Source organism: Micromonospora sp. NPDC047557, from assembly GCF_043205095.1.
GTDB lineage: Bacteria > Actinomycetota > Actinomycetes > Mycobacteriales > Micromonosporaceae > Micromonospora.
Genome location: NZ_JBIDDK010000020.1, coordinates 35,118 through 56,476, shown reverse-complemented (window position 1 = coordinate 56,476; position 21,359 = coordinate 35,118). Strand labels below are relative to the sequence as shown.

Genomic DNA, 21,359 nt, shown 5'->3' with positions numbered 1-21,359 from the left:
GTGTTGGGTGGGCGGGGTACTGCTGCGGGGGTTCGGGTGGCGGCATGCCGGGCGGCGGGCCTGGGCTGTGCGCGGGGTGGATCTGCGGGTCGAGGACGGAGAACGGGTGCTGCTGCTCGGGCCCTCCGGGGCCGGCAAGAGCACCCTGCTCAGCGCGCTGGCCGGGCTGCTGCCGGAGGATTCCGGTGAGCAGGAGGGCACCGTCGAGATCGACGGGCTCGACCCCCGCAAGGCGCGGGAACGGGTCGGCATCGTCTTTCAGGACCCGCAGACCCAGCTGGTGATGGCGCGCAGCGGCGACGACGTCGCGTTCGGGCTGGAGAACCGGGGCGTGCCGGCGGACGAGATCTGGCCCCGGGTCGACGAAGCGCTGCGGCGGGTCGGTTTCCCGTACCCCCGCGACCGCAGTACGGCCGCGCTCTCCGGCGGCGAGCAGCAACGCCTGGCTCTGGCCGGCGCGTTGGCCCTGCGGCCCGGCCTGCTGCTGCTCGACGAGCCGACCGCCAACCTCGACCCGGACGGGGCCGCCCTGGTCCGGGGCGCGGTGGCGGGCGCGCTGGACGCCGACACCACCCTGATCCTGGTCGAACACCGGGTCGCCGAGGCGCTGCCACTGGTCGACCGGGTGGTCGTCCTGGAACCCGGCGGCGGGGTCCGCGCGGACGGGACGCCCGAGGCGGTCTTCGCCGCGCACGGCGCTGCCCTCGCCGCCGAGGGCGTCTGGGTGCCCGGTCACCCCATCGCGCCCCGCACGGCCACCGCCACCCCCGGCGACCTGCTGCTCACCGCCGACCGGCTCGGCCTGCCGCCGCGGCTGGGCCCCACCGACCTGGCGGTACGCGCCGGAGAGGCACTCGCCGTACGCGGACCCAACGGCGCCGGCAAGTCCACCCTGGCGCTGCTGCTCGGCGGCCTGCTCAAACCGGGCGCCGGCCGCGTCACCGCCTCGGCCGAGTTGGCCGGCGCCGACCACCGCGCTCCCCCGCACCGCTGGCGAGCGCCCGCGCTGGCCCGACGGATCGGGTCGGTCTTCCAGGACCCGGAGCACCAGTTCGTCACCGGCACCGTCTTCGACGAGCTGGCACTCGGGCCACGCCGGACGGGTCAACCCGAGGCTGCCGTCCGGGAGACCGCCGCGGAGCTGCTGGACCGGTTGCGGCTGACCCGACTCGCGGCCGCCAACCCGTACACCCTCTCCGGTGGGGAGGCGCGGCGGCTGAGCGTGGCGACGGCCCTGGCCACGGCGCCCCGCCTGCTGATCTGCGACGAACCGACCTTCGGGCAGGACCGGCGGACCTGGCGGGAGCTGGTCGACCTCTTCGCCGACCTGCGGGACGCCGGGCACGGGGTGGTCACGGTCACCCACGACCTCGACTTCGTCGCCGCGCTCGCCGACCGCACGGTCACCCTCCAGCGGGCACCGGACGGCGCCCGGTGATCAGCATCGAGCCGGTGGCCGCTCCCGGTGCCCCGCTGGCCCGGCGCAACCCGGTGGCGAAGGTGGCCGCCGCGCTGATCTTCTCGTTCGTCCTGCTGGCGACGCTCGACCCGGTGGCGCCGGGAATCGCCATCGCGGTCGAACTGGCCGTCCTGCCGCTGTTCGGCGTCCGCTACCGGGTGCTGGCCCGGCGGGCCCTGCCCCTGCTGCTCAGCGCCACCGGCATCCTGGTCACCCTGGTGCTCTTCGCCGCCGACCAGTCCGGCCGGGTCCTGCTGGACGCCGGACCGGTGCTGGTGAGCACCGGCGTGCTGCGCACCGCTCTCGGCCTGGTGCTGCGGGTCTTCGCGGTGGCCCTGCCCGGCGTGATCGTCTTCGCCACCACCGACCCGACCGACCTGGCGGACGCCCTGATCCAGAATGCGAAGGCGCCGGCGCGGTTCGCCGTCGGGTCGCTGGCCGCGTTCCGGCTGGTGCCGCTGCTCGGTCAGGAATGGCAGATGATCAGCATGGCCCGGCGGGCCCGCGGCGTCGACGCCGGACGCAATCCGGTGGCGAAGCTGCGGCTGTTCACGTCCACGGCGTTCGCGCTGCTGGTCGGGGCGATCCGCCGGGGCACCCGGCTGGCCGTCGCCATGGACGCGCGCGGCTTCGACGGCGACACACCCCGTACCGTCGCCCGACGCCAGCGCTTCGGCCTCGCCGACGCTCTGCTGATCGCCGGGGCGGCCGCGCTGGCCGGAGCAGCCCTGACCACAAGCGTGCTCCTCGGCACCTTCCGCCCGCTGATCGGCTGAGCGGGCCGCGCGGCCCGCTCAGCCAGTCGACACGATCCGCACCACATCGGTGATGTGGTGGCCTCCTGCGCTGCGCAGACCACCACATCACCGACCTTGGTGCCACCGCCGCGACGGGTCGGGTCGGTCAGCTCCGGCGGAAGGCGTACCGGCGGGGCTGGCCGGCCCGTTGGCTGCGGCCGCCGCCCGAGCGGTTACCGCCGGCCTGCGGTGGCCCGGCCGTCGGTGCCGTCGGCCGCCCGGCGGTCTGCGGCAGATCGTCCACCGTCGGCGCGTCGACCGCCGCCGGCACGTCGACAGCCAGCGCCGGCTCGACCAACGCCGCCGGCAGCGCCGGCTCGATCGGTTCGACCGGGAGGTCGGGGCGGGTGGGTGGGAGCGGGCCGTGGCCGGCCGCCGGGTCGGTGCCCAGCGGCGTCGGCGCGGGCGTACGGGTCTTCTTCGGATTGCGCCTGGCGGGCATCCGGGCCTCCTTCGGTGCCGACCTTCCCGGCGGTCCCGCGCTCCGGCGGTCGGTCGGATCGGCTGGTGACCGTGGCAACGCGACGGTCGAGTGGGAAGGGACTGCTCACCGGGGATCGGGCCGGGTCAACACCGCCGAGCGGTGGACAAAGGCGCGCGACGCCCGGGAGCGCACGGACCGCGATCGCGGGGCGGCGGGCCGGCTCGGGAAGTGGGGCGTCAGTTGCGCATGCCCGAACCCTAACCACCGCCCGATGAGACACGCACCCGATTTTCCTGGCACGATCGGCGCATGCTGATCGCGTTCTCGATCACCCCGCTCGGTGCCGGCGACTCCGTGGGTGACCTGGTTGCCGAGGCGGTACGGGTGGTCCGCGAGTCCGGGTTGCCCAACCGGACCGATGCCATGTTCACCACCGTCGAAGGTGAGTGGGACGAGGTGATGGCGGTGGTGAAGCGGGCGGTCGACGTGGTGGCCGCGCAGGCGCCCCGGGTGAGCGTCGTCCTGAAGGCCGACGTCCGGCCCGGCGTCACCGACGCGCTCACCGCGAAGGTGGCGCGTGTGGAGGATCGACTGGCCCAGGGCTGAGCGTGGCTGCCGGTCGGGGTGTGGACGCCCCGGGCGAACGGGCCGCGACCAGGCGGTGACCCGCCGTGGGACGACTCGCCCACGATGCCGCGCGCCGCGATACGGTCGCAGCAGGATAGTTCGACGGCGAGAGGTGGCGGCACGAATGGCTGAGCAGGCGACGGCGCAGATCGGCGTGACCGGGCTGGCGGTGATGGGCCGGAACCTGGCCCGCAACCTGGCCCGCAACGGCTTTACCGTGGCGGTGCACAACCGGTCGCCGGAGCGCACCCGCAGCCTCGTCGCCGAGCACGGCGACGAGGGCACCTTCGTGCCCGGTGAGTCGATGGCCGACTTCGTGGCGTCGCTGGAACGGCCTCGCGCGGTGATCGTGATGGTCAAGGCCGGTGCGCCCACCGACGCCGTGATCGACGAGCTGGTGCCGCTGCTGGAGGAGGGCGACATCATCGTCGACTGCGGCAACGCCCACTTCGCCGACACCCGTCGCCGGGAGGAGTCGCTGCGCGCGCAGGGGCTGCACTTCAGCGGCACCGGCGTGTCCGGTGGTGAGGAGGGCGCGCTGCTCGGGCCGAGCATCATGCCGGGCGGTTCCGCCGAGTCGTACGCCAAGCTCGGGCCGATGTTCGAGAAGATCGCCGCCCACGTGGACGGCGTGCCGTGCTGCATGCACGTCGGGCCGGACGGCGCCGGGCACTTCGTCAAGATGGTGCACAACGGCATCGAGTACGCCGACATGCAGCTCATCGCCGAGGCGTACGACCTGCTCCGGTCCGGCCTGAACGCGACGCCGGCGGAGATCGCGGAGATCTTCCGCGACTGGAACAGCGGCGAGCTGGAGTCCTTCCTCATCGAGATCACCGCGGACGTGCTCGCGCACACCGACGCGGCGACCGGCCGCGCGTTCGTCGACGTCGTGCAGGACCGGGCCGAGCAGAAGGGCACCGGCCGGTGGACCGTGCAGAGCGCCCTCGACCTGGGCGTCCCGATCACCGGGATCGCCGAGGCGACGTTCGCCCGCTCGCTGTCCGGGCACGTCGACCAGCGCGAGGCCGCCCGCCGGGCGTTCCCGGACGCCGGTGAGAAGTGGCAGGTCGCCGACCGGGACGCGTTCATCGAGGACGTGCGCCGGGCACTGCTCGCTTCCAAGATCGTCGCGTACGCGCAGGGCTTCGACCAGATCCGGGCCGGCAGCCAGGAGTTCAACTGGGGCATCGACCTCGGTGGCACGGCGACCATCTGGCGGGGTGGCTGCATCATCCGCGCCCGCTTCCTGAACCGCATCCGCGAGGCGTACGACGAGCAGCCCGACCTGCCGACGCTGCTCGTGGCGCCGTACTTCGCCGAGGCGGTCGCGGCCGGCGTGCCGAGCTGGCGGCGGGTCGTGGCCGACGCGGCCCGGGCGGGGGTGCCGACGCCGGCGTTCTCGTCGTCGCTGGCGTACTTCGACGCGCTGCGCGCCGAGCGGCTGCCCGCCGCGCTGATCCAGGGCCTACGGGACAACTTCGGCGCGCACACGTACCAGCGCGTCGACCGCGAGGGCTCGTTCCACACCACCTGGGCCGGCGAGAAGACCGAGTCCCCGGCGTAGCCGCAACCGCGCCGCGCCCCGCACGATCGCGCTCGATCCATGATGTAGTGGCCTTCCGACGTCGGGAGGCCACTACATCCATGTTCGAGCGTGATCATGGGACCCGACGGCAGGTGCGCGCGGGCACCCGTCAGGCGACCGTGGCGTGCATCTCCCAGACGAGGATCTCGGCCGGCTCGTCGGCGGTCACCCGCCGGCCGCCGGTCATGGTGAGCCGGGCGGCGTCGCCGGTGCCGAGCGGGCCGCTGTCCTCCAGGGTCACCGTGCCGTTCGGCACGTACAGGTGCACGAAGGGCGCGTCCGGGAGGGTGACCTCGTCGCCGGGGCCGAGTCGGGCGGCGTGCAGGGTCGCGTACCGGTTGCGGATCCGAATCGCGGACGCGCCGTCGTAGCGGTCCATCCCGGACGCGATCGGCACCAGGCCGCCGCGCAGCAACTCGTCCTCGATCTCCAGCTGCTCGTAGCCGGGGTCGACGCCCTGCTCGTCGGGGAGCACCCACATCTGCACGAAGTGCACGGGGTCGCTGTGCGGCTCCTGGTTGTTGAGCCGCCAGGCGTCGTTCTTCTCCGAGTGCAGGATGCCGGTGCCGGCGCTCATCCGCTGCGCCAGGCCCGGGTAGATCACCCCGGAGTGGCCGGTGGAGTCCTGGTGCACGAGTGAGCCGCGCAGCACCCAGGTGACGATCTCCATGTCCTCGTGCGGGTGGGTCTCGAAGCCGGCGCCGGGCCGGACCACGTCGTCGTTGTTCACCAGCAGCAACCCGTGGTGGGTGTTGGCCGGGTCGTAGTGCCGGGAGAACGAGAAGGAGTGCTTGGAGTCCAACCAGGAGATCCGGGTGGCGAACCGGTCCTCGGCCCGACGCAGGTCGACCGACGGCGCGGGTGCGGTCACCAGGCACGCTGCCCGGCGTCGGGGGTCGACGGCGCCCAGGTCAGGGCCGGTTCACCGGTGACCAACTCGGCGATCTCACCGGTGCGCAGCTGCGGCGTGTGACCGAACTCCGCGCAGTGCTGCTCGGCGATCTCGGCGCAGATCTCGGCGACCTGTTCGCAGATCGGGTCGCCCAGATCCGCCGCGTTCAACGCCATGATCATCTTGTACCGGAGATCCCGCATATCTCCCCCAACCGCCATCATCCCGCCACCTTCGGACCCTACCCGGCTCCCATCCCCCACCACCTGCGAACGGTCGCAGGCCCCACGCCGACCAGTGCCGCCGCGCCACCAGCGCCCGAGCGGGTGGGCGGCGGACATGAAACGGCGCCGCCCGCGTTGGTGCGGGCGGCGCCGGAGAGTCGGGAACTACCAGAACCGGCGGCGCTTGGCCTTCTGCGGGCGGATCAGATCCGCGCCCCTGGTCAGCAGCCGGGTCGCCCCGGAGGGACCACGCCGGGCCTCCAGGGTGTGGCTGAGCCGGCGGGCGCCGGCCGCGGCCAGCGGCACCGCGATCGCCATCACCGCCCACTGGGCAATGCGCTTCTGGATCATGTGGGTTCACCTCCGTCAGTGGCTTCTGACGTTCCTGATACCCAGCGTGACGGGTGGGTAAGCCTCGTTCAGACCGTCGGGGCCACCGGGTTGGGCAGCGCCCCGCCGAACCGCCGGTCCCGCTGGGCGTACAGCTCGCACGCGTACCAGAGGTGGCGGCGGTCGAAGTCCGGCCAGAGCGTGTCCAGGAAGACCAACTCGGCGTACGCGGTCTGCCAGAGCAGGAAGTTGGAGATCCGCTCCTCGCCGGAGGGCCGCAGGAACAGGTCCACCTCCGGGATCTCCGGGTGGTACAGGTATTTCGCGACGGTCTTCTCGGTGACCTTCGACGGGTCCAGTCGACCGGCCGCCACGTCCCGGGCGATCGCCGCGGCGGCGTCGCCGATCTCGGCCTGCCCGCCGTAGTTCACACAGAACTGCAGGGTCAGCGTCGAGTTGCCCCGGGACATCTCCTCGGCGGTCTGCAACTCGGAGATGACGCTCTTCCACAACCGCCCCGGCCGCCCCGACCAGACCACCCGGACGCCGAGGTCGACCAGCTGGTCGCGGCGTCGACGGATCACGTCCCGGTTGAACCCCATCAGGAACCGGACCTCGTCGGGCGAGCGCCGCCAGTTCTCGGTGGAGAACGCGTACGCCGACAGGTAGGGGATGCCCATCTCGATCGCGCCCTCGATGGTGTCGAAGAGGCTGTGCTCCCCCGCCTCGTGGCCCTTGGTGCGGGGCAACCCGCGCTCCTTGGCCCACCTGCCGTTGCCGTCCATCACGACTGCCACGTGCTTCGGCACCGCCTCGCTCGGCAGCGCCGGCGGCCGGGCACCGGACGGGTGCGGCGTCGGTGGCGTCGGCTCCCGCCGGCCGGACCTCATCGATCGGATCACTCGGCTCTCTCCCTGCTCGTGCCGTCCGCACCGGCCTCGACGTCACCGCGCGGCCGGAGCATCGCAGCCCCACCGCCGCCCGGCGGCGGGACCGTGCCGGCGACCGAGGGGCCCCGGTCGACCAGCGGCAGCGAGCGTAGCGCGCGTTCCAGATGCCACTGGAGGTGCGCCGCGACCAGCCCGCTGCACTCCCGGCGTACACCGGTCTCGGTGGCATCGGCGACCACCCAGTCGCCGGTGGTCAGCGCGGACATCAGGTCGATGGTGGCCGGCGCGGGATGGGCCGCGCCGGGCGGCCGGCAGTCCGGGCAGACCGCGCCGCCGGCCGGCACGGAGAACGCGCGGTGCCGCCCGGGGGTGCCGCAGACCGCGCAGGCGATCAGCGCCGGCGCCCAGCCCGCGAGAGCCATCCCGCGCAGCAGGTACGCGTCCAGCACCAGCGTGGTCGCGTGTTCGCCCCGGGACAGCGCCTTCAGCGCCCCCACGGTGAGCTGGAACAGCCGCAGCGACGGCTCCCGCTCGACCGGGGTCAGCCGCTCGGCGGTCTCGGCGATCGCGCTGGCCGCCGTGTAGCGGGGATAGTCCCCGAGGAACCGCTTGCCGTACAGCTCGATGCCCTCGACCTGGCTGACCGTGTGCAGCGAGCTGCCGTGGTTGCCCTTGGGGTCGCCGGCGAGTTGGAGGTCGACGTGACCGAACGGCTCCAGCCGCGCGCCGAACTTGCTCATCGTGCGCCGGACACCCCGGGCGACCGCCCGCAGCCGGCCGTGCCGGCGGGTGAGCAGCGTGATGATCCGGTCGGACTCGCCGAGCTTCTGCACGCGCAGCACCACCGCGTCGTCGCGGTAGAGCTGTCGGCGGTACCCGGCCATCGGACCATTCTCCCTCGGGGTGTGAAATCAGGGTCGGTTCGGGGTGGACGCGCGGACGAACCCCGATGCGCCCGGCTCGTCACCGGCCGTAGCGTGCTCGACATGGCACTGCACGAGACCCCCGCCGCCCGTCGTCGCCGCGCCGCCGCGCCCGTCGCGTTGGGCCTGGCCACCGCCCTCATCCTGCTCGCCGGGTGCGACAACCTGTCCTTCCGCCGGCTCGACTACGACAACACCGAGGCGGTGAAGATCAGCACCATCCGGGTGCAGGGGGGCTCCGGAGACGTGATCGTCCGAGGCGACGGCACGGCGGGCGAGGCACGGATCAAGCGGGTCGTGCGCTACCAGGGCGGCGAACCCAAGGCCCGGTACGAGATCAAGGACAGCGAGCTGGTGCTGGACACCGACTGCGGCGACCGGTGCAGCGTCTCGTACGAGGTGACCGTCCCCGGGGGCGTGACCGTGCAGGGCGAGAGCGGCTCGGGCGACGTCGAGCTGACCAAGGTCGGCGCGGTGAAGCTGCGGCTGGGCTCGGGCGACGTGCGGATCAGCGACGTCGCCGGGGCGATCGACGTGGAGACCGGCTCCGGCAACATCGAGCTGAGCGAGGCCCGTTCGGCCGTACGACTGCGCGCCGGCTCCGGCGACATCACGGCTCGCCGCGTGGGCGGAACGACGGACGCCGAGGCCGGCTCCGGCAACGTCGTCGTCGAACTGGAGACCGCCGCCTCGGCGCGTCTACACGCCTCCAGCGGGGACGTCTCGCTGGTGGTGCCGGCCGGCAGTTACCGGGTCCGCTCCAACACCGGCTCCGGCGACGCCCGGATCACCGTCGCCGACGACCCGGCCGCCTCCCTGGTGCTCGACGGCTCGGCCGGCAGCGGCGACGTGTCGATCAGCCAGCGTTGATCTCGACGGTCGCCGCCGCACCGGACACCCGCTGCGCCGGTACGGCCGCCCGTCCGACGGCCTCGCCGACGTCGCGACGACCCGCCGGGCCACTGTCGGAGGGGGCCGGCGGGCCGGTCGGGCGCGACGGGCCGGCGGGAATCAGCTCCGGGCGGCGGCGGGCGGCGACGTCCTCGACCCAGCCGACGGCCAGGGTGACCAGACCGACAAGCGCGAAGACCAGCAGCACCCGGACAGCCAGCCCCACCGGGTCCTGGTGCGACCAGCCGACCACGTCGACAAGCGGGGTGAGCGCCACCACGAACGGCATGTGCCAGAGATAGATGGTGAGCGCCCGCCGGTTGAACACGGTCACCACCCGGTCGGCCAGCCGGCTGCGTTCCAGCCAGGCCACCCCGGCCGGCGCCCGACCCAGCACGACCAGGATGAACGCGGCCGACCAGAGCGCGTTGCCCAGGTGGTTGTCGTTGAGGTCGTACCCGCGCGGGCCGGGATGCGTGACGATCCAGGCCCCGCCGACGACCGCGAGGCCCAGCGACAGCGGGTACAGCACCCGGCCGGTGAGTCGACGCAGCATCCCGGCGTGGTGGGCGAAGCCGAGCAGCCACGCGCCGAAGTACAGGCCGAACTCGCGCACCACCGGCGGCGCCGGGTAGATCCCCACCTCGATCGTCACCAGCACCACGTACGGGGCGAGCAGGGTGGGCAGCGGGGCTCGCCGGAACAGCCAGAGCGCGACCGGCGAGGCGAGCACGAACCACAGGTAGTCCCGCAGGTACCAGATGATGCTCAGCGCCAGGGCGCCCCAGTTGTTCGCCGGCGGGTCGGTGATCGGGAACAGCCACAGCAGCACCCGGGGCGACAGCGACATCCCGGTGAGCAGCATGGCCGGCACGAAGACCGCAGCCAGCACCCACAGCGACGGCAACAGCCGGCGCAACCGGCGACCGACCGCCACCGGGCCGGACCGGGCGAGTGAGGCGGCCATCAGCGAGCCGGCCAGCGCGAACATCACCGACATGGCCGGGAAGACGAGGGTGAGGGTCGCCGAGCCGGTGACGTGGTAGACGACCACCCGGACAATGGCGAGGAAACGGAGCAGATCGAGGTATCTGTTGCGCATCAGCCTGCATCTGGATCGGGGACGCGGTGCTTCCCCCTACCCTTCGCGGCCCGCGCGCCAAACGACGCCGACCCCGGCCGATCGTGAAGCTGCCCATGAGGCCGACCGGAAACGATCAGGCCGGTCCGTACCCGCCGTCAGCAGGCCGGCCGGATGACGCTCAGAAGCCCAGCTTGCGCAACTGCCTCGGGTCGCGCTGCCAGTCCTTCGCGACCCGCACGTGCAGGTCGAGATAGACCCGGCTGCCCAGCAGCTCCTCGATCTGCCGGCGGGCGTTCGTGCCGACCTCCTTGAGCCGGCTCGCCTTGTGACCGAGGACGATGGCCTTCTGGCTGGGCCTTTCCACGTACAGGTCGGCGTAGATCTTCATGACCTGACCCTCGGGGATCATCTCCTCGACCACCACGGCGATGGAGTGTGGCAGCTCGTCGCGGACGCCCTCCAGGGCCGCCTCCCGGATCAGCTCCGCGACCATCACCTGCTCCGGGTCGTCGGTCAGCATGTCGTCCGGGTAGAGCTGGGGCGACGGCGGCAGGTATTTGGTCATCACGTCGACGAGCGTGTCCACCTGGTGCCCGGAGACGGCGCTCACCGGCACGATCTCGGCGAACTCGCCCAGCTCGCTGACCGCGAGCAGCTGCTCGGCCAGCCGGCGCTTGTCCACCAGGTCGGTCTTGGTGACCACCGCCAGCACGGTCGCCTTCAGCTCGGCCAGCTCGCCGGTGATGAACCGGTCGCCGCGCCCCACCGGCTCGTCCGCCGGGATGCACAGGCCGATCACGTCGACCTCGGTCCAGGTCGAGCGGACCAGGTCGTTGAGGCGCTCACCGAGCAGCGTACGGGGGCGGTGCAGACCCGGCGTGTCCACCAGAACCAGCTGCGACTCCGGACGGTGCAGTACCGCCCGGATGACGTGCCGGGTGGTCTGCGGCTTGTTCGAGGTGATCGCGATCTTGGTGCCGACGATGGCGTTCGTCAGGGTGGACTTGCCGGCGTTGGGCCGGCCCACGAAGCAGCCGAACCCGGCCCGGTACGGACGCGGCTCCGGATCCCGGACGGGGCTCACTGGGTCACCGTGCCGAGCACGGTGCCGTCCGGGGCGGCCACGTGGATCGGCGCGTCCACGGCGAGGTCGCGTACCGCGGCGTGCCCGGCGCCGTCCAGCGTCGACGCCTCGGTCACCACCACCGCCGCCTCCAACCGGCCCGCACCAGCGGCCACGGCGGAGGCCACCGCCAACTGCAGGGCCGTGAGGGTCAGCGAGGGCAGCGCGACGCTGGCCGCCGCGTACGTCCGGCCGTCGGAGTCCCGGACCGCAGCCCCCTCCACGGCACCGACCCGCCCGCGGGCGCCCCGGGCCAGGACGACGAGCTTGCCGTCCTCGGCGCTCAGCGGGCCCGGCGCGGTGGGGGTGGGCCGGGCGGCGGGCGCGGCGGGTGTCTCAGGCATCGGCGGCTTGCCTCTCCTCGTCTCGGTAATGATCCGGGTCGTCCCCGGGGCCGGCATGGTCGCCGCGCCCGGTGCTGTCCTGCTCGTCGCCCGACTCCACCCTGCTGACCAGGACGGTGTCGATCCGGTTGCGCCGGCCCGTGGTGCCCTCGGCGACCAGCCGGAGGCCGGCCACCTCGGCCTGCGCTCCGGGGATCGGCACCCGTCCCAGCGACTGGGCGAGCAGGCCACCGACCGTCTCCACCTCGTCGGTGGGCAGATCGGCGCCGAACATCTCGCCCAGGTTCTCCACCGGCAGGCGGGCGGTCACCCGCACCGAGGAGTCCGCGAGGCGTTCGACCGGCGGGCGTTCGACATCGTACTCGTCGGTGATCTCACCGACGATCTCCTCCAGGATGTCCTCGATGGTGACCAGACCACCGGTGCCGCCGTACTCGTCGACCACGATGACCAGGTGGTTGCGGGCCGCCTGCATCTCCGACAGCAGATCGTCGACCGGCTTGGACTCCGGGACGAAGGTGGCCGGGCGCATCAGCTCGGCCACCGGCAACTGCTCGGCGTCCGGGTCGCCGCCCCGCGACCGCCGGATCAGGTCCTTGAGGTAGAGCACCCCGAGCACGTCGTCGACGCTCTCCCCGATCACCGGGATGCGGGAGAAACCCGACCGCAGGAAGAGCACCAACGCCTGGGCGAGGGTCTTGCCCTCCTCGATCCACACCATCTCGGTACGCGGCACCATCACCTCGCGGGCGATGGTGTCGCCGAGCGCGAACACCGAATGGATCATCTGACGCTCGCCGTGCTCCACGACACCGCGCTGCTCGGCCAGGTCGACCAGCTCACGCAGCTCCACCTGGCTGGCGAACGGCCCCTCGCGGAAGCCGCGCCCCGGGGTGACCGCGTTGCCGATCAGGATGAGCAGCGACGCGAGGGGGTTGAGCGCGCGGCCCAGCCAGCGGACCAACGGCGCGACGGCCCGGCCCACCGCGTACGCGTGCTGCCGGCCGATGGTGCGCGGCGCCACACCGACCACCACGAAGCTGACCACGGTCATCGCGCCGGCGGTGACCAGCGCGGCACGCCAGCCGGCGCCGAAGCTGTCCACCGCGACCAACGCCACAAGCGTGGTGGCGGTCAGCTCGGCGAGCAGCCGCAGCAACAGCAGCAGATTGAGGTGCCGGACGACGTCCGAGGCCACGACCTGGAGGGTCCGGGCGCCGCGTACACCGTCCCGGGCCAGCTCGGCGGCCCTGGCCGGCGAGACCGCGGCGAGCGCCGCCTCGGTCATGGCGATCACACCGGCCAGCACCACCAGGCCCGCCGCGAAGACGATCAGTTGCAGGTCGGGAAGGCCGGCCGTGGGGCCGACCGCGAGTAACGGAGGAGTGGACATCACTGGGTGCGGGTCGACCGCCAGCTCGCCAGCAGTCGCGCCTGCAGAGCGAACATCTCGCGCTCCTCCTCCGGCTCGGCGTGGTCGTAGCCGAGCAGATGCAGCACCCCGTGCACGGTGAGCAGGTGCAGCTCGTCGGCTGAGGCGTGCCCGGCGGTCGCCGCCTGCTTGGCCGCGACCTCGGGGCAGAGCACGATGTCACCGAGCAGGGCCGGCTCGCCGCCGGCGGGGGCGCTCTCGCCCGGACCGTGGTCGACGCTTCCCTCGTCCATCGGGAAGGCGAGCACGTCGGTCGGGCCGTCCCCACCCATCCAGCGGTGGTTCAGCTCGGTCATGTAGTCGATGTCGACCAGCAGCACGGAGAGCTCGGCGAGGGGGTTGACCCCCATCTCGTCGAGGGCGTACCGGGCGACGGCGAGCACGGCGTCGGTGTCGACCTCGACACCGGACTCGTTGGCGATCTCGATGGACAACTGCTTTCCTCTGCTTTAGCGGCGGCGGCCGGACCGGCCGCCCTGGGCGGGTCGCCCGGGAACGGCGTGGACGCCCTGCGCCTGCTGGGTCTCCCGCTCGGCGTCCCAGCGGGCGTACGCGTCGACGATTTCCCCGACCAGCCGGTGGCGAACCACGTCGGAGCTGGACAACTGGGAGAAGTGCACGTCGTCGACGTTCTCCAGGATCTCCCGGACCACCCGCAGGCCGCTGCTCGTCCCGCCGGGAAGGTCCACCTGGGTGATGTCACCCGTCACGACGATCTTGGAGTTGAAGCCGAGGCGGGTGAGGAACATCTTCATCTGCTCGGGCGTCGTGTTCTGCGCCTCGTCCAGGATGATGAACGCGTCATTCAACGTCCTGCCCCGCATGTACGCCAGGGGCGCGACCTCGATCGTCCCGGCGGCCATCAGCTTCGGGATCGACTCCGGGTCGAGCATGTCGTGCAGCGCGTCGTAGAGCGGGCGCAGGTACGGGTCGATCTTCTCGTTGAGCGTGCCGGGCAGGAAGCCCAGCCGCTCCCCCGCCTCGACCGCCGGTCGGGTCAGGATGATGCGGTTGACCTGCTTGGCCTGGAGCGCCTGGACGGCCTTCGCCATCGCCAGGTAGGTCTTGCCGGTGCCGGCCGGGCCGATGCCGAAGACGATGGTGTTCGAGTCGATCGCGTCGACGTACCGCTTCTGCCCGAGCGTCTTGGGGCGGATGGTGCGCCCGCGACGGGAGAGGATGTCGAGGGTCAGGACCTCGGCGGGCCGCTCGGCGCTGCCCTGCTCGAGCATGCCGACGGTACGCCGGACGGCGTCAGTGGTCAGGGTCTCGCCTTTCTCGATGAGTTCGAGCAGCTCACTGAAGACCCGCTCGGCGAGGGCGTTGTCCGCGGGGGCGCCGGTGATCGTGATCTCGTTGCCTCGGACGTGCACGTCACTGGCGACCGAACGTTCGACGAGTCGCAGGATCTCGTCGCCCGCGCCGAGCAGATTGACCATGATCTTGGAGTCGGGCACGGTGATCCTGGTCTGCACCCGGGGCGGGCCGGGAGGTGGGGTGCCGGTCATAGGTCGGGCCGAAGGGCCCTGCGCACCTGCTCTCGATCTCGGCGCCGGCCCTGCTGGCACGGCGTGCGGACGTTACACCCATCGTATCGGGTCAACGCGGGCCGCATCGCACCCATTTCCGCTGGCCGCGATCAACTCCCGGCCCGGAAGTCGTACCCGTCGAAGGTCTCCTGGTGGCGGGTGAACCGGTAGGTCGCCCAGTGCATCCGGACCACCGTCTGAGCCTCGTCGCGGGTCAGCCGCAGCAGCTCGCCGACCTCCCGGCCGGAGACCGTCCGGAACACGTCCGGCCGGTCCGGCAGCGGCGCGAAGACCGCCGGCGGGCGGCCCGCCGCGTCCCCGGCCCCGCGCGCCCGCAGGGCGCCGTCGTGCCAGGAGAAGATGTACTCGAAACCCTCGCCCCACCAGCGGCCGAGCACCCCCCGCAGGGCCGCCGGAGCGGGTGCGCCGGGCGTCCACGGCTCGATGTCGGCGGGATCACGCTTGACCGCCTCGGTGAGCAGCCGGTGCGGCAGTTCGAGCAACTCGGCCGCCGTGCCGGACGAGCCGAGCACCGCGGCGCCCATCGCGCCGGCCGTCCCGTCACCACCCCGCCGGCCGTACACGCCGGCCAGGAAGCCGGGCATCGCCCCGTCGTGCCCCACGTGCACCACCCGCTCGCCCTGCGGGACGAGGATCAGGCCGAGCCCGAAGCCGGCGCCCCAGAGCGTCTCGTCGGTCGTGGTCAACGGCCAGCGCATCTCGTCCAGGGTGCCCGGGGCGAGCACCGCGCTGGCCGGGTCGAGCGCCGCCGGGTCGGCGAGGAACGCCGCCCAGCGGGCCATGTCGGTAGCGGTGCTCCAGAGCTGGGCGGCCGGGCCCACCGCGCCGAAGTCGGTCGGCGGCTCCGGGTGCGCCTCGTCTGAGTACGCGTCGACCAGGTAGCCGGTGGCAGCCGAGGGCCGAGGGGTCACGGTCGTATCGGTCAGCCCCAGCGGCGTCAGCACCCGCTCGGCGAGCACCTCCGCCCAGCTGCCCCCGCGCAGCCGGCCGACCAGCAGGCCGAGCACGGCGAGGCCCAGGTTGGAGTAATGGAAACGCCGGCCGGTGGGCAACACCCGCTCGGCGCGGTCCAGCCCGGCCACCAGCTGCTCGGCGTCCGGCGCGTTCAGGGTGTCCCAGACGTCACCGAACGGCTCGCGTTGCAGGCCGCCGGTGTGCGACAGCAGCCGGCGCACGGTCAGCTCGCCGTGTGCGGGAAGGTCCAGGTGCCGGCCCACCGGGTCGTCCAGGTCCAGCAGCCCGTCGTCGCGGCACTGGAGGGTGAGCACCGCCGTGAAGGTCTTGGTGACCGAGCCGATCCGGAACTGGGTGCCCGGACCCAACGGGCTGTCGGTGCCGGTGCCCCCGACGGTGCAGCTCCACAGCGGTCGGTCGGCGCGGTGCAGCGCCGCCGACACCGCCGGCACCCGGGCGTCGGCCTGCACCCGGCGGACCAGTCGGCCCAACCGGTCGTGCGCGTCCGGGCCGGACGTCACGCCAGGTCCCGGGCGAGCATCGGGCCGAGCGGCGCGCCACCGAGCAGGTGCGCGTGCGCGTGGAAGACCTCCTGCCCGCCGTACGCCCCGGTGTTGAACATCAGCCGGAACCCGTCGCCGAGCAGCCCCTCGTCCTCGGCCACCGCAGCGGCCGTGGCGAGCACCGCACCGGCCAGCGCCGGGTCACCCTCGGCGAGCGTGGCGACGTCGGCGTAGTGCTCCTTCGGAATGACCAGGACGTGCACCGGGGCCTTCGGGTCGATGTCGCGGAAGGCGAGCGTGGTGTCGGTCTCCCGGACCACGGTGGCCGGGATCTCCCCGGCGACGATGCGGCAGAACAGGCAGTCGGATCCCATCGGGGCAGTGTAAGGACGCAAGGCACGGCTGAGGCAGGATGGCCGGCATGACGGATCGGGCGGTACTGGTGACCGGTTCCTCGCGCGGCATCGGCCGCGCGGTGGTGGAGGCGTTCGCCGCCAGCGGCGACCGGGTGGCCATCCACCACCGCGACTCCGGCGACGCGGCCGAGAAGCTGCGCGCGGGGCTGCCCGGCTCGGGGCACGTGGTGGTCCGCGCCGACCTCACCGACCCGGACGCCGTCCGGGCCATGGTCGACCGGGCCGCCGAACTGCTCGGCGGGCTGGACGTGCTGGTCAACAACGCCGGGACGTACGGCGACCGGGACGATCCGCACCCGATCTTCGGCGCCTCCTACCAGGAGTGGCAGCAACGCTGGCGGCAGGTGCTCGAGACCAACCTGACCGGCGCCGGCAACGTCATCTGGTGCGCCGCCCAGCACATGCGTGAACGCGGTGGGCGGATCGTCAACGTCTCGTCCCGGGGCGCGTTCCGCGGCGAGCCGCACCAGCCGGCGTACGGGGCCAGCAAGGCGGGGCTCAACGCGCTGGGCCAGTCCCTCGCCGTGGCCCTCGCGCCGTACGGCATCACGGTCGCCACCGTCGCGCCGGGCTTCGTGGCGACCGACATGGTCACCGAGTACCTGAGCGGTGCGGAGGGCGCGGCGATCCGGGCGCAGAGCCCGTTCGACCGGGTGGCCCGGCCGGAGGAGATCGCCGCCGCGGTGCACTGGCTGGCGTCCCCCGAGGCCGAGTGGGCCTCCGGCACGATCGTCGACCTCAACGGCGCCTCCTACCTGCGCACCTGACCGCCCTGGCGCAGCTCGGAGTCGAGCACGGCCTCCGGTTCACTCACCGCGCCCTTTGCTCTGCTTCCATCACGGCAACACTGGAGGGCCGAAACTGTTGCCTCCGTTGAAGCAGAGCAAAGGACGCAGACGAGGTGGCCGGGACCGAACACGGCGGCCGAACGCGGCGAGCGGACGAACACGGCGAGCCGGCCGGCACGGCGGCCCTCCGCAGCGGAGGGTGAACTACCAGCGGCCGAGGCGGGTGGCGAGCACGCTGAGCGCGGCCACGCCGGCCGTGGAGGTCCGCAGCACCTCCGGCCCGAGGCGTACCGGCCGGCCGCCGGCCTCGCGGAAGGCGGTCAACTCGGCCGGGGCGACGCCGCCCTCGGGGCCGACGACCAGGACGATCTCGCCGATGGAGGGCAGGTCGGCGGTGGTGAGCCGCTCCTCGGCCTCCTCGTGCAGGACGAAACCGGCGGCGGCGCCGGCGATGCGGCGGACGACCGTCGCGGTGGACTCGTCCGGCGCGCCGGCCACCACCGGCAGCCAGGGCCGGCGGGCCTGCTTCGCCGCCTCGCGGGCGGTGGCGACCCACTTCTCGCGGGCGCGTACGCCCCGGTCGCCGCGCCACTGGGCCACCGAGCGCGACGCCGCCCAGGGCACGATCTCGTCCACCCCGACCTCGGTCATCGCCTGCACGGCCAGCTCGCCCCGGTCACCCTTGGCGATGCCCTGCACGGTGACGATTCGGGGTACGGGCGCGTCCGCGTACTCCCGGGAAGTGACGGTGACCTGCAGGCTGCCCCTGCCGACGGCCGTGACCACGGCGGCGGCCGTGCCACCCCGCCCGTCGGCGAGCAGCAGCTCCTCGCCGACGCGCAACCGTTGCACGGTGGCGGCGTGGTGCCCCTCGGGCCCGTCGAGGGTCAGCGCGTCGCCGATGGGCAGCGCGTCGACCAGGAAGAGCGGCGCGGACACGTCAGGCGTGGCCGTTGAACGCGTCGCGCATCCGGGAGAAGAAGCCGCCCTGCTTGGTCAGCTCGGCGACCTCCTCACCCCGGGTCTTGGCGAAGTCGCGCAGCATCTTCTCCTGGTCGGGATCGAGCTTGGTGGGCGTCCGGACGTCGAGGTGCACGTAGAGGTCGCCCCGACCGGTGCCGCGCAGGTGCGGCACACCCCGGGCGCGCAGCCGCAGCGTGCTGGCCGGCTGGGTGCCGGCCTTGACGTCGACGGTCTCCTCGCTGTCCAGCGTCTTGATGGTGAGCCGGGTGCCCAGCGCAGCGGCCGTCATCGGCACGGTGACCCGGCAGTGCAGGTCGTCGCCCTTGCGGGAGTAGACGTCGTGCGGCCTCTCGTGGATCTCCACGTAGAGGTCACCGGCGGTGCCGCCGCCCGGGCCGACCTCGCCCTGCTGGGCCAGCCGGATCCGCATACCGTCCTCGACACCGGCCGGGATCTTGACGGTGAGCGAGCGGCGGGTGCGCACCCGGCCGTCGCCGGCACAGGTGGGGCAGGGGTGCGGGATGGTCGTGCCGTAGCCCTGGCAGACGGTGCACGGCCGGGCGGAGACCACCTGGCCCAGGAAGGTGCGCTGCACCGACTGCACCTCGCCCCGACCGCCGCACGCCTCGCAGGTGGCCAGGTGGGTGCCGGCGGCCGTGCCGGCGCCCGAGCAGGTGGTGCAGAGCACCGCGGTGTCGACGGTGATCGGGGCCTCGACGCCGAACGCCGTCTCGTGCAGGTCGAGTTCGAGCCGCAGGATCGCGTCGGCGCCCGGCCGGGTCCGCGGCCGTGGGCCACGGGCGCCACCTGCCGCGCCGCCGAAGAACGCATCCATGATGTCCTGGAAGCCGACGAACGGGCCGGCCCCGCCCGGGCCACCCGGGCCGCCCGCGCCGCCGCCTCCCGGGGCGAGCGGGTCGCCACCCAGGTCGACGATCTGCCGCTTCCGGTCGTCCGAGAGGACCTCGTACGCGGCGTTGATGTCCTTGAACTTCTCCTGCGCCTCCGGGTCCGGATTGACGTCCGGGTGGAACTGGCGTGCCAGCTTGCGGTAGGCGCGCTTGATCTCGTCATCGGAGGCTTCCCGGCTGACACCGAGGATGCCGTAGTAGTCCCTGGCCACTGCGTTCCGTGTCCTCATGTTCGTCTCGCGTTACGCCGACCGGCGGCCGCAGCCGGCCGTCGGCCCTGACTGGTCAGTTCTGGGCCAGCAGCTCGCCCACGTAGCGTGCCACGGCGCGCACCGTGGCGATGGTGCCGGGGTAGTCCATGCGGGTGGGCCCCAACACGCCGAGGCCGCCCACGATGGTGGCCCCCGGGCCGTACCCGGTGCTGACCACCGAGGCGGCGCGCAGGTTGTCGAACTCGTTCTCGTCGCCGATCAGGACCCGGGTCGTGCTGGGCTCGGTCTCGCCGATGAGCTTGAGCAGCACGACCTCCTCCTCCAGCGCCTCCAGGATGGGTCGCAGCGAGCCCTGGAAGTCGAGCAGGCCGCCCCGGGTGAGGTTGGCGGTGCCGGCCAGGGCGATGCGTTCCTCGTGCCGCTCGACAAGCGTCTCCAGCAGGACGGTGGAGAGGGTGGTCATCGCCGGACGCAGCTCGGCCGGCGCCTCCTCGACCAGCGCCTGCACCAGCGGCGGAGTCTCGGACAGCCGGGCGCCGGCGAGCTTCTCGTTGACGAGCCGGCGCAGGTCGGTGACGTCGTCGGCGGGGACCGGGCCGGGCAGCTCCACCAGCCGCTGCTCGACCCGCCCGGTGTCGGCGATCATGACGAGCATCAGCCGGGTGGTGGAGATCGGCACCAGCTCCAGGTGCCGCACCGAGGAGCGGGCGAGGCTCGGGTACTGCACGACGGCCACCTGCCGGGTGAGCTGGGCGAGCAGGCGTACGGTGCGGTGCACCACGTCGTCGAGATCGACCGCGCCGACGAGGAAGCGCTCGATGGCCCGGCGTTCGGCCGGACTGAGCGGCTTGACCCGGGACAGCCGGTCGACGAAGAGTCGGTAGCCGCGGTCGGTGGGCACCCGGCCGGCACTGGTGTGCGGCTGCCGGATGTAGCCCTCCTCCTCCAGCACGGCCATGTCGTTGCGGACCGTCGCCGGGGAGACCCCGAGCTGGTGGCGCTCGACCAGCGCCTTGCTGCCGACCGGCTCCTGGGTGGAGACGTAGTCCTCGACGATGGCGCGGAGCACGGCGAGCTTGCGGTCGTCCAGACCCATCCTCCGCACCTCCTGTCGCACGTCGGCCGGCGGCCCACCCGGGCCGACGGCCGTCCTGGCACTCGACTGTAACGAGTGCCAGTCTACGTCGGCGCCCCCGCCGACGCGATGATCAACGACAGGCCGTGGGTGCGGCCCGTACCACTCCGCGCGGGCCGATCGGCCCACGCGGCCGGGCGATGTCGCTCTGGTGCGACGTTGCCGCCGACACCTACCGTGACAGTCATGACTGAACCACCTCGCCCTCCCGGCGCGGGAGACCCCGGCAGTTACCCGCCGGAGCCGACTCCCCCGGGCTCGCCCTCCGCGGCCGAGCCGCCCACCGCACCACTGTCCGGGGCACCCGACCCGGCCGGCTATCCCCCGGCCGGTGGCTATCCGCCGCCCACCGGTGACCAACCGCCGTCGGGCGGCTACCCTCCGCCAGGTGGTTACCCCCCGCCGGGCGGTTACCCCCCGGGCGGCCCGACTGGCGGCTATCCGACCGGCGGCGCCTTCGGCGGCCCCGGCGGCGGCTACGCCAACAACGAGGACAAGACCTGGGCGCTGGTCGCGCACTTCGGCGGCGCGGCCGGCATGATCATCAGTGGGGGCGTGCTCGGCTGGGTCGCCCCGCTGGTGGCGATGCTGGCCCGGGGCAACCAGTCCCCGACGGTCCGGGCGCACGCCGTCGCCGCGCTCAACTTCCAGCTCATCTGGTCGATCGTCGGCCTGGTCGGCTGGGTGCTCTCGTGCATCCTGATCGGCTTCATCGGCGTCGGGGCGGCCATCATCCTCGGTGCCGTGTTCGGCATCCTCGCCGGCATCAAGGCCAACGAGGGCAGCCTCTACCGCTACCCACTCTCGGCCAACCTCGTCAAGTGATCCGGGCCGGCCGCTCCCCCGGCCGGTCCGGCGCACCGCCCGGCCGGCCGGCCGGGCCGAGGGCTGACCGTCGA

24 protein-coding genes are annotated in these 21,359 nt (G+C 73.0%); 7 read left to right on the top strand and 17 right to left on the bottom strand.

The features are described 5' to 3' along the window. Positions 1-7 precede the first annotated feature (7 nt). Together ACGGAQ_RS30620 and ACGGAQ_RS30615 are read left to right on the top strand one after the other, a co-directional pair. A complete protein-coding gene (locus ACGGAQ_RS30620) occupies positions 8-1,438 on the top strand; it encodes an ABC transporter ATP-binding protein (RefSeq protein ID WP_393055196.1) in 1,431 nt (476 codons plus the stop codon). Beyond that, a complete protein-coding gene (locus tag ACGGAQ_RS30615; protein WP_393055194.1) occupies positions 1,435-2,235 on the top strand; it encodes an energy-coupling factor transporter transmembrane component T family protein in 801 nt (266 codons plus the stop codon). The genes ACGGAQ_RS30620 and ACGGAQ_RS30615 overlap by 4 nt, the downstream gene beginning before the upstream one ends. A 127-nt stretch (positions 2,236-2,362) precedes the next feature. On the opposite strand, the gene ACGGAQ_RS30610 is transcribed toward ACGGAQ_RS30615, so the two are convergent. Further along, positions 2,363-2,698 (bottom strand): hypothetical protein, encoded by a 336-nt coding sequence (locus ACGGAQ_RS30610; protein ID WP_393055192.1) that lies wholly within the window; start codon positions 2,696-2,698, stop codon positions 2,363-2,365. 291 nt (positions 2,699-2,989) lie between these two features. Between ACGGAQ_RS30610 and ACGGAQ_RS30605 the strand changes: the two genes are divergently transcribed. After that, positions 2,990-3,286, top strand: a complete 297-nt coding sequence (locus tag ACGGAQ_RS30605) for an MTH1187 family thiamine-binding protein (protein ID WP_354854679.1) — start codon at positions 2,990-2,992, stop codon at positions 3,284-3,286. Between the two features lie 145 nt (positions 3,287-3,431). After that, positions 3,432-4,874, top strand: coding sequence for an NADP-dependent phosphogluconate dehydrogenase (gene gndA / locus ACGGAQ_RS30600; protein WP_393055190.1), 1,443 nt, complete (start codon positions 3,432-3,434; stop codon positions 4,872-4,874). Between the two features lie 130 nt (positions 4,875-5,004). Here gndA and ACGGAQ_RS30595 read toward each other — a convergent pair whose 3' ends face one another. The 5 genes from ACGGAQ_RS30595 to recO all read right to left on the bottom strand — a co-directional run bounded on the left by ACGGAQ_RS30595 (position 5,005) and on the right by recO (position 8,115). Further along, a complete protein-coding gene (locus ACGGAQ_RS30595) occupies positions 5,005-5,766 on the bottom strand; it encodes a pirin family protein (RefSeq protein WP_355067066.1) in 762 nt (253 codons plus the stop codon). Beyond that, positions 5,763-5,963, bottom strand: coding sequence for a thioredoxin reductase (locus tag ACGGAQ_RS30590; RefSeq protein ID WP_354854685.1), 201 nt, complete (start codon positions 5,961-5,963; stop codon positions 5,763-5,765). Before ACGGAQ_RS30590 ends, ACGGAQ_RS30595 begins: the two co-directional genes overlap by 4 nt. Positions 5,964-6,176: 213 nt before the next feature. Continuing rightward, positions 6,177-6,362 (bottom strand): hypothetical protein, encoded by a 186-nt coding sequence (locus ACGGAQ_RS30585; protein ID WP_121655421.1) that lies wholly within the window; start codon positions 6,360-6,362, stop codon positions 6,177-6,179. Between the two features lie 68 nt (positions 6,363-6,430). Beyond that, complete coding sequence (locus ACGGAQ_RS30580; protein ID WP_354862036.1) at positions 6,431-7,231, bottom strand: isoprenyl transferase; 801 nt, start codon at positions 7,229-7,231, stop codon at positions 6,431-6,433. Between the two features lie 8 nt (positions 7,232-7,239). After that, positions 7,240-8,115 carry a DNA repair protein RecO gene (recO, locus tag ACGGAQ_RS30575; protein ID WP_355067065.1) on the bottom strand — a complete coding sequence of 292 codons (876 nt, stop codon included), beginning with the start codon at positions 8,113-8,115 and terminating at the stop codon, positions 7,240-7,242. Positions 8,116-8,217: 102 nt separating this feature from the next. Between recO and ACGGAQ_RS30570 the strand changes: the two genes are divergently transcribed. Continuing rightward, on the top strand, positions 8,218-9,024 hold the full coding sequence (locus ACGGAQ_RS30570; protein WP_393055188.1) for a DUF4097 domain-containing protein: 807 nt from the start codon (positions 8,218-8,220) through the stop codon (positions 9,022-9,024). Here ACGGAQ_RS30570 and ACGGAQ_RS30565 read toward each other — a convergent pair. The 8 genes from ACGGAQ_RS30565 to ACGGAQ_RS30530 form a co-directional block, all read right to left on the bottom strand. After that, positions 9,011-10,147 (bottom strand): acyltransferase, encoded by a 1,137-nt coding sequence (locus tag ACGGAQ_RS30565; protein ID WP_393055186.1) that lies wholly within the window; start codon positions 10,145-10,147, stop codon positions 9,011-9,013. The two genes, ACGGAQ_RS30570 and ACGGAQ_RS30565, sit on opposite strands and share 14 nt — an antisense overlap. Positions 10,148-10,307: 160 nt before the next feature. Further along, entirely contained in the window at positions 10,308-11,213 is a 906-nt protein-coding gene (era, locus tag ACGGAQ_RS30560; RefSeq protein WP_354862025.1) for a GTPase Era, read from the bottom strand. Beyond that, on the bottom strand, positions 11,210-11,596 hold the full coding sequence (locus tag ACGGAQ_RS30555; protein WP_234587216.1) for a cytidine deaminase: 387 nt from the start codon (positions 11,594-11,596) through the stop codon (positions 11,210-11,212). The genes era and ACGGAQ_RS30555 overlap by 4 nt, the downstream gene beginning before the upstream one ends. Further along, positions 11,589-13,013 carry a hemolysin family protein gene (locus ACGGAQ_RS30550; protein WP_363689364.1) on the bottom strand — a complete coding sequence of 475 codons (1,425 nt, stop codon included), beginning with the start codon at positions 13,011-13,013 and terminating at the stop codon, positions 11,589-11,591. The genes ACGGAQ_RS30555 and ACGGAQ_RS30550 overlap by 8 nt, the downstream gene beginning before the upstream one ends. Then, positions 12,989-13,462, bottom strand: a complete 474-nt coding sequence (ybeY, locus tag ACGGAQ_RS30545; RefSeq protein ID WP_393055184.1) for an rRNA maturation RNase YbeY — start codon at positions 13,460-13,462, stop codon at positions 12,989-12,991. The genes ACGGAQ_RS30550 and ybeY overlap by 25 nt, the downstream gene beginning before the upstream one ends. Positions 13,463-13,477: 15 nt before the next feature. Then, complete coding sequence (locus ACGGAQ_RS30540; protein WP_354862027.1) at positions 13,478-14,536, bottom strand: PhoH family protein; 1,059 nt, start codon at positions 14,534-14,536, stop codon at positions 13,478-13,480. A 131-nt stretch (positions 14,537-14,667) separates the two neighbouring features. Further along, entirely contained in the window at positions 14,668-16,053 is a 1,386-nt protein-coding gene (locus ACGGAQ_RS30535; protein WP_393055182.1) for a serine hydrolase domain-containing protein, read from the bottom strand. Continuing rightward, positions 16,050-16,409 (bottom strand): histidine triad nucleotide-binding protein, encoded by a 360-nt coding sequence (locus tag ACGGAQ_RS30530; protein ID WP_393055180.1) that lies wholly within the window; start codon positions 16,407-16,409, stop codon positions 16,050-16,052. The genes ACGGAQ_RS30535 and ACGGAQ_RS30530 overlap by 4 nt, the downstream gene beginning before the upstream one ends. Before the next feature lie 47 nt (positions 16,410-16,456). Between ACGGAQ_RS30530 and ACGGAQ_RS30525 the strand changes: the two genes are divergently transcribed. After that, complete coding sequence (locus ACGGAQ_RS30525; protein WP_393055178.1) at positions 16,457-17,218, top strand: SDR family NAD(P)-dependent oxidoreductase; 762 nt, start codon at positions 16,457-16,459, stop codon at positions 17,216-17,218. Between the two features lie 225 nt (positions 17,219-17,443). On the opposite strand, the gene ACGGAQ_RS30520 is transcribed toward ACGGAQ_RS30525, so the two are convergent. The 3 genes from ACGGAQ_RS30520 to hrcA all read right to left on the bottom strand — a co-directional run bounded on the left by ACGGAQ_RS30520 (position 17,444) and on the right by hrcA (position 20,421). Then, positions 17,444-18,178, bottom strand: coding sequence for a 16S rRNA (uracil(1498)-N(3))-methyltransferase (locus ACGGAQ_RS30520; RefSeq protein ID WP_393055176.1), 735 nt, complete (start codon positions 18,176-18,178; stop codon positions 17,444-17,446). 1 nt (position 18,179) lies between these two features. Then, positions 18,180-19,325, bottom strand: coding sequence for a molecular chaperone DnaJ (gene dnaJ, locus ACGGAQ_RS30515; RefSeq protein ID WP_172899204.1), 1,146 nt, complete (start codon positions 19,323-19,325; stop codon positions 18,180-18,182). A gap of 73 nt (positions 19,326-19,398) precedes the next feature. After that, positions 19,399-20,421 carry a heat-inducible transcriptional repressor HrcA gene (gene hrcA / locus ACGGAQ_RS30510; protein ID WP_354862040.1) on the bottom strand — a complete coding sequence of 341 codons (1,023 nt, stop codon included), beginning with the start codon at positions 20,419-20,421 and terminating at the stop codon, positions 19,399-19,401. A gap of 225 nt (positions 20,422-20,646) precedes the next feature. On the opposite strand from hrcA, the gene ACGGAQ_RS30505 reads away from it, so the two are divergent. Further along, a complete protein-coding gene (locus ACGGAQ_RS30505) occupies positions 20,647-21,285 on the top strand; it encodes a DUF4870 domain-containing protein (protein ID WP_393055174.1) in 639 nt (212 codons plus the stop codon). Positions 21,286-21,359 lie beyond the last annotated feature (74 nt).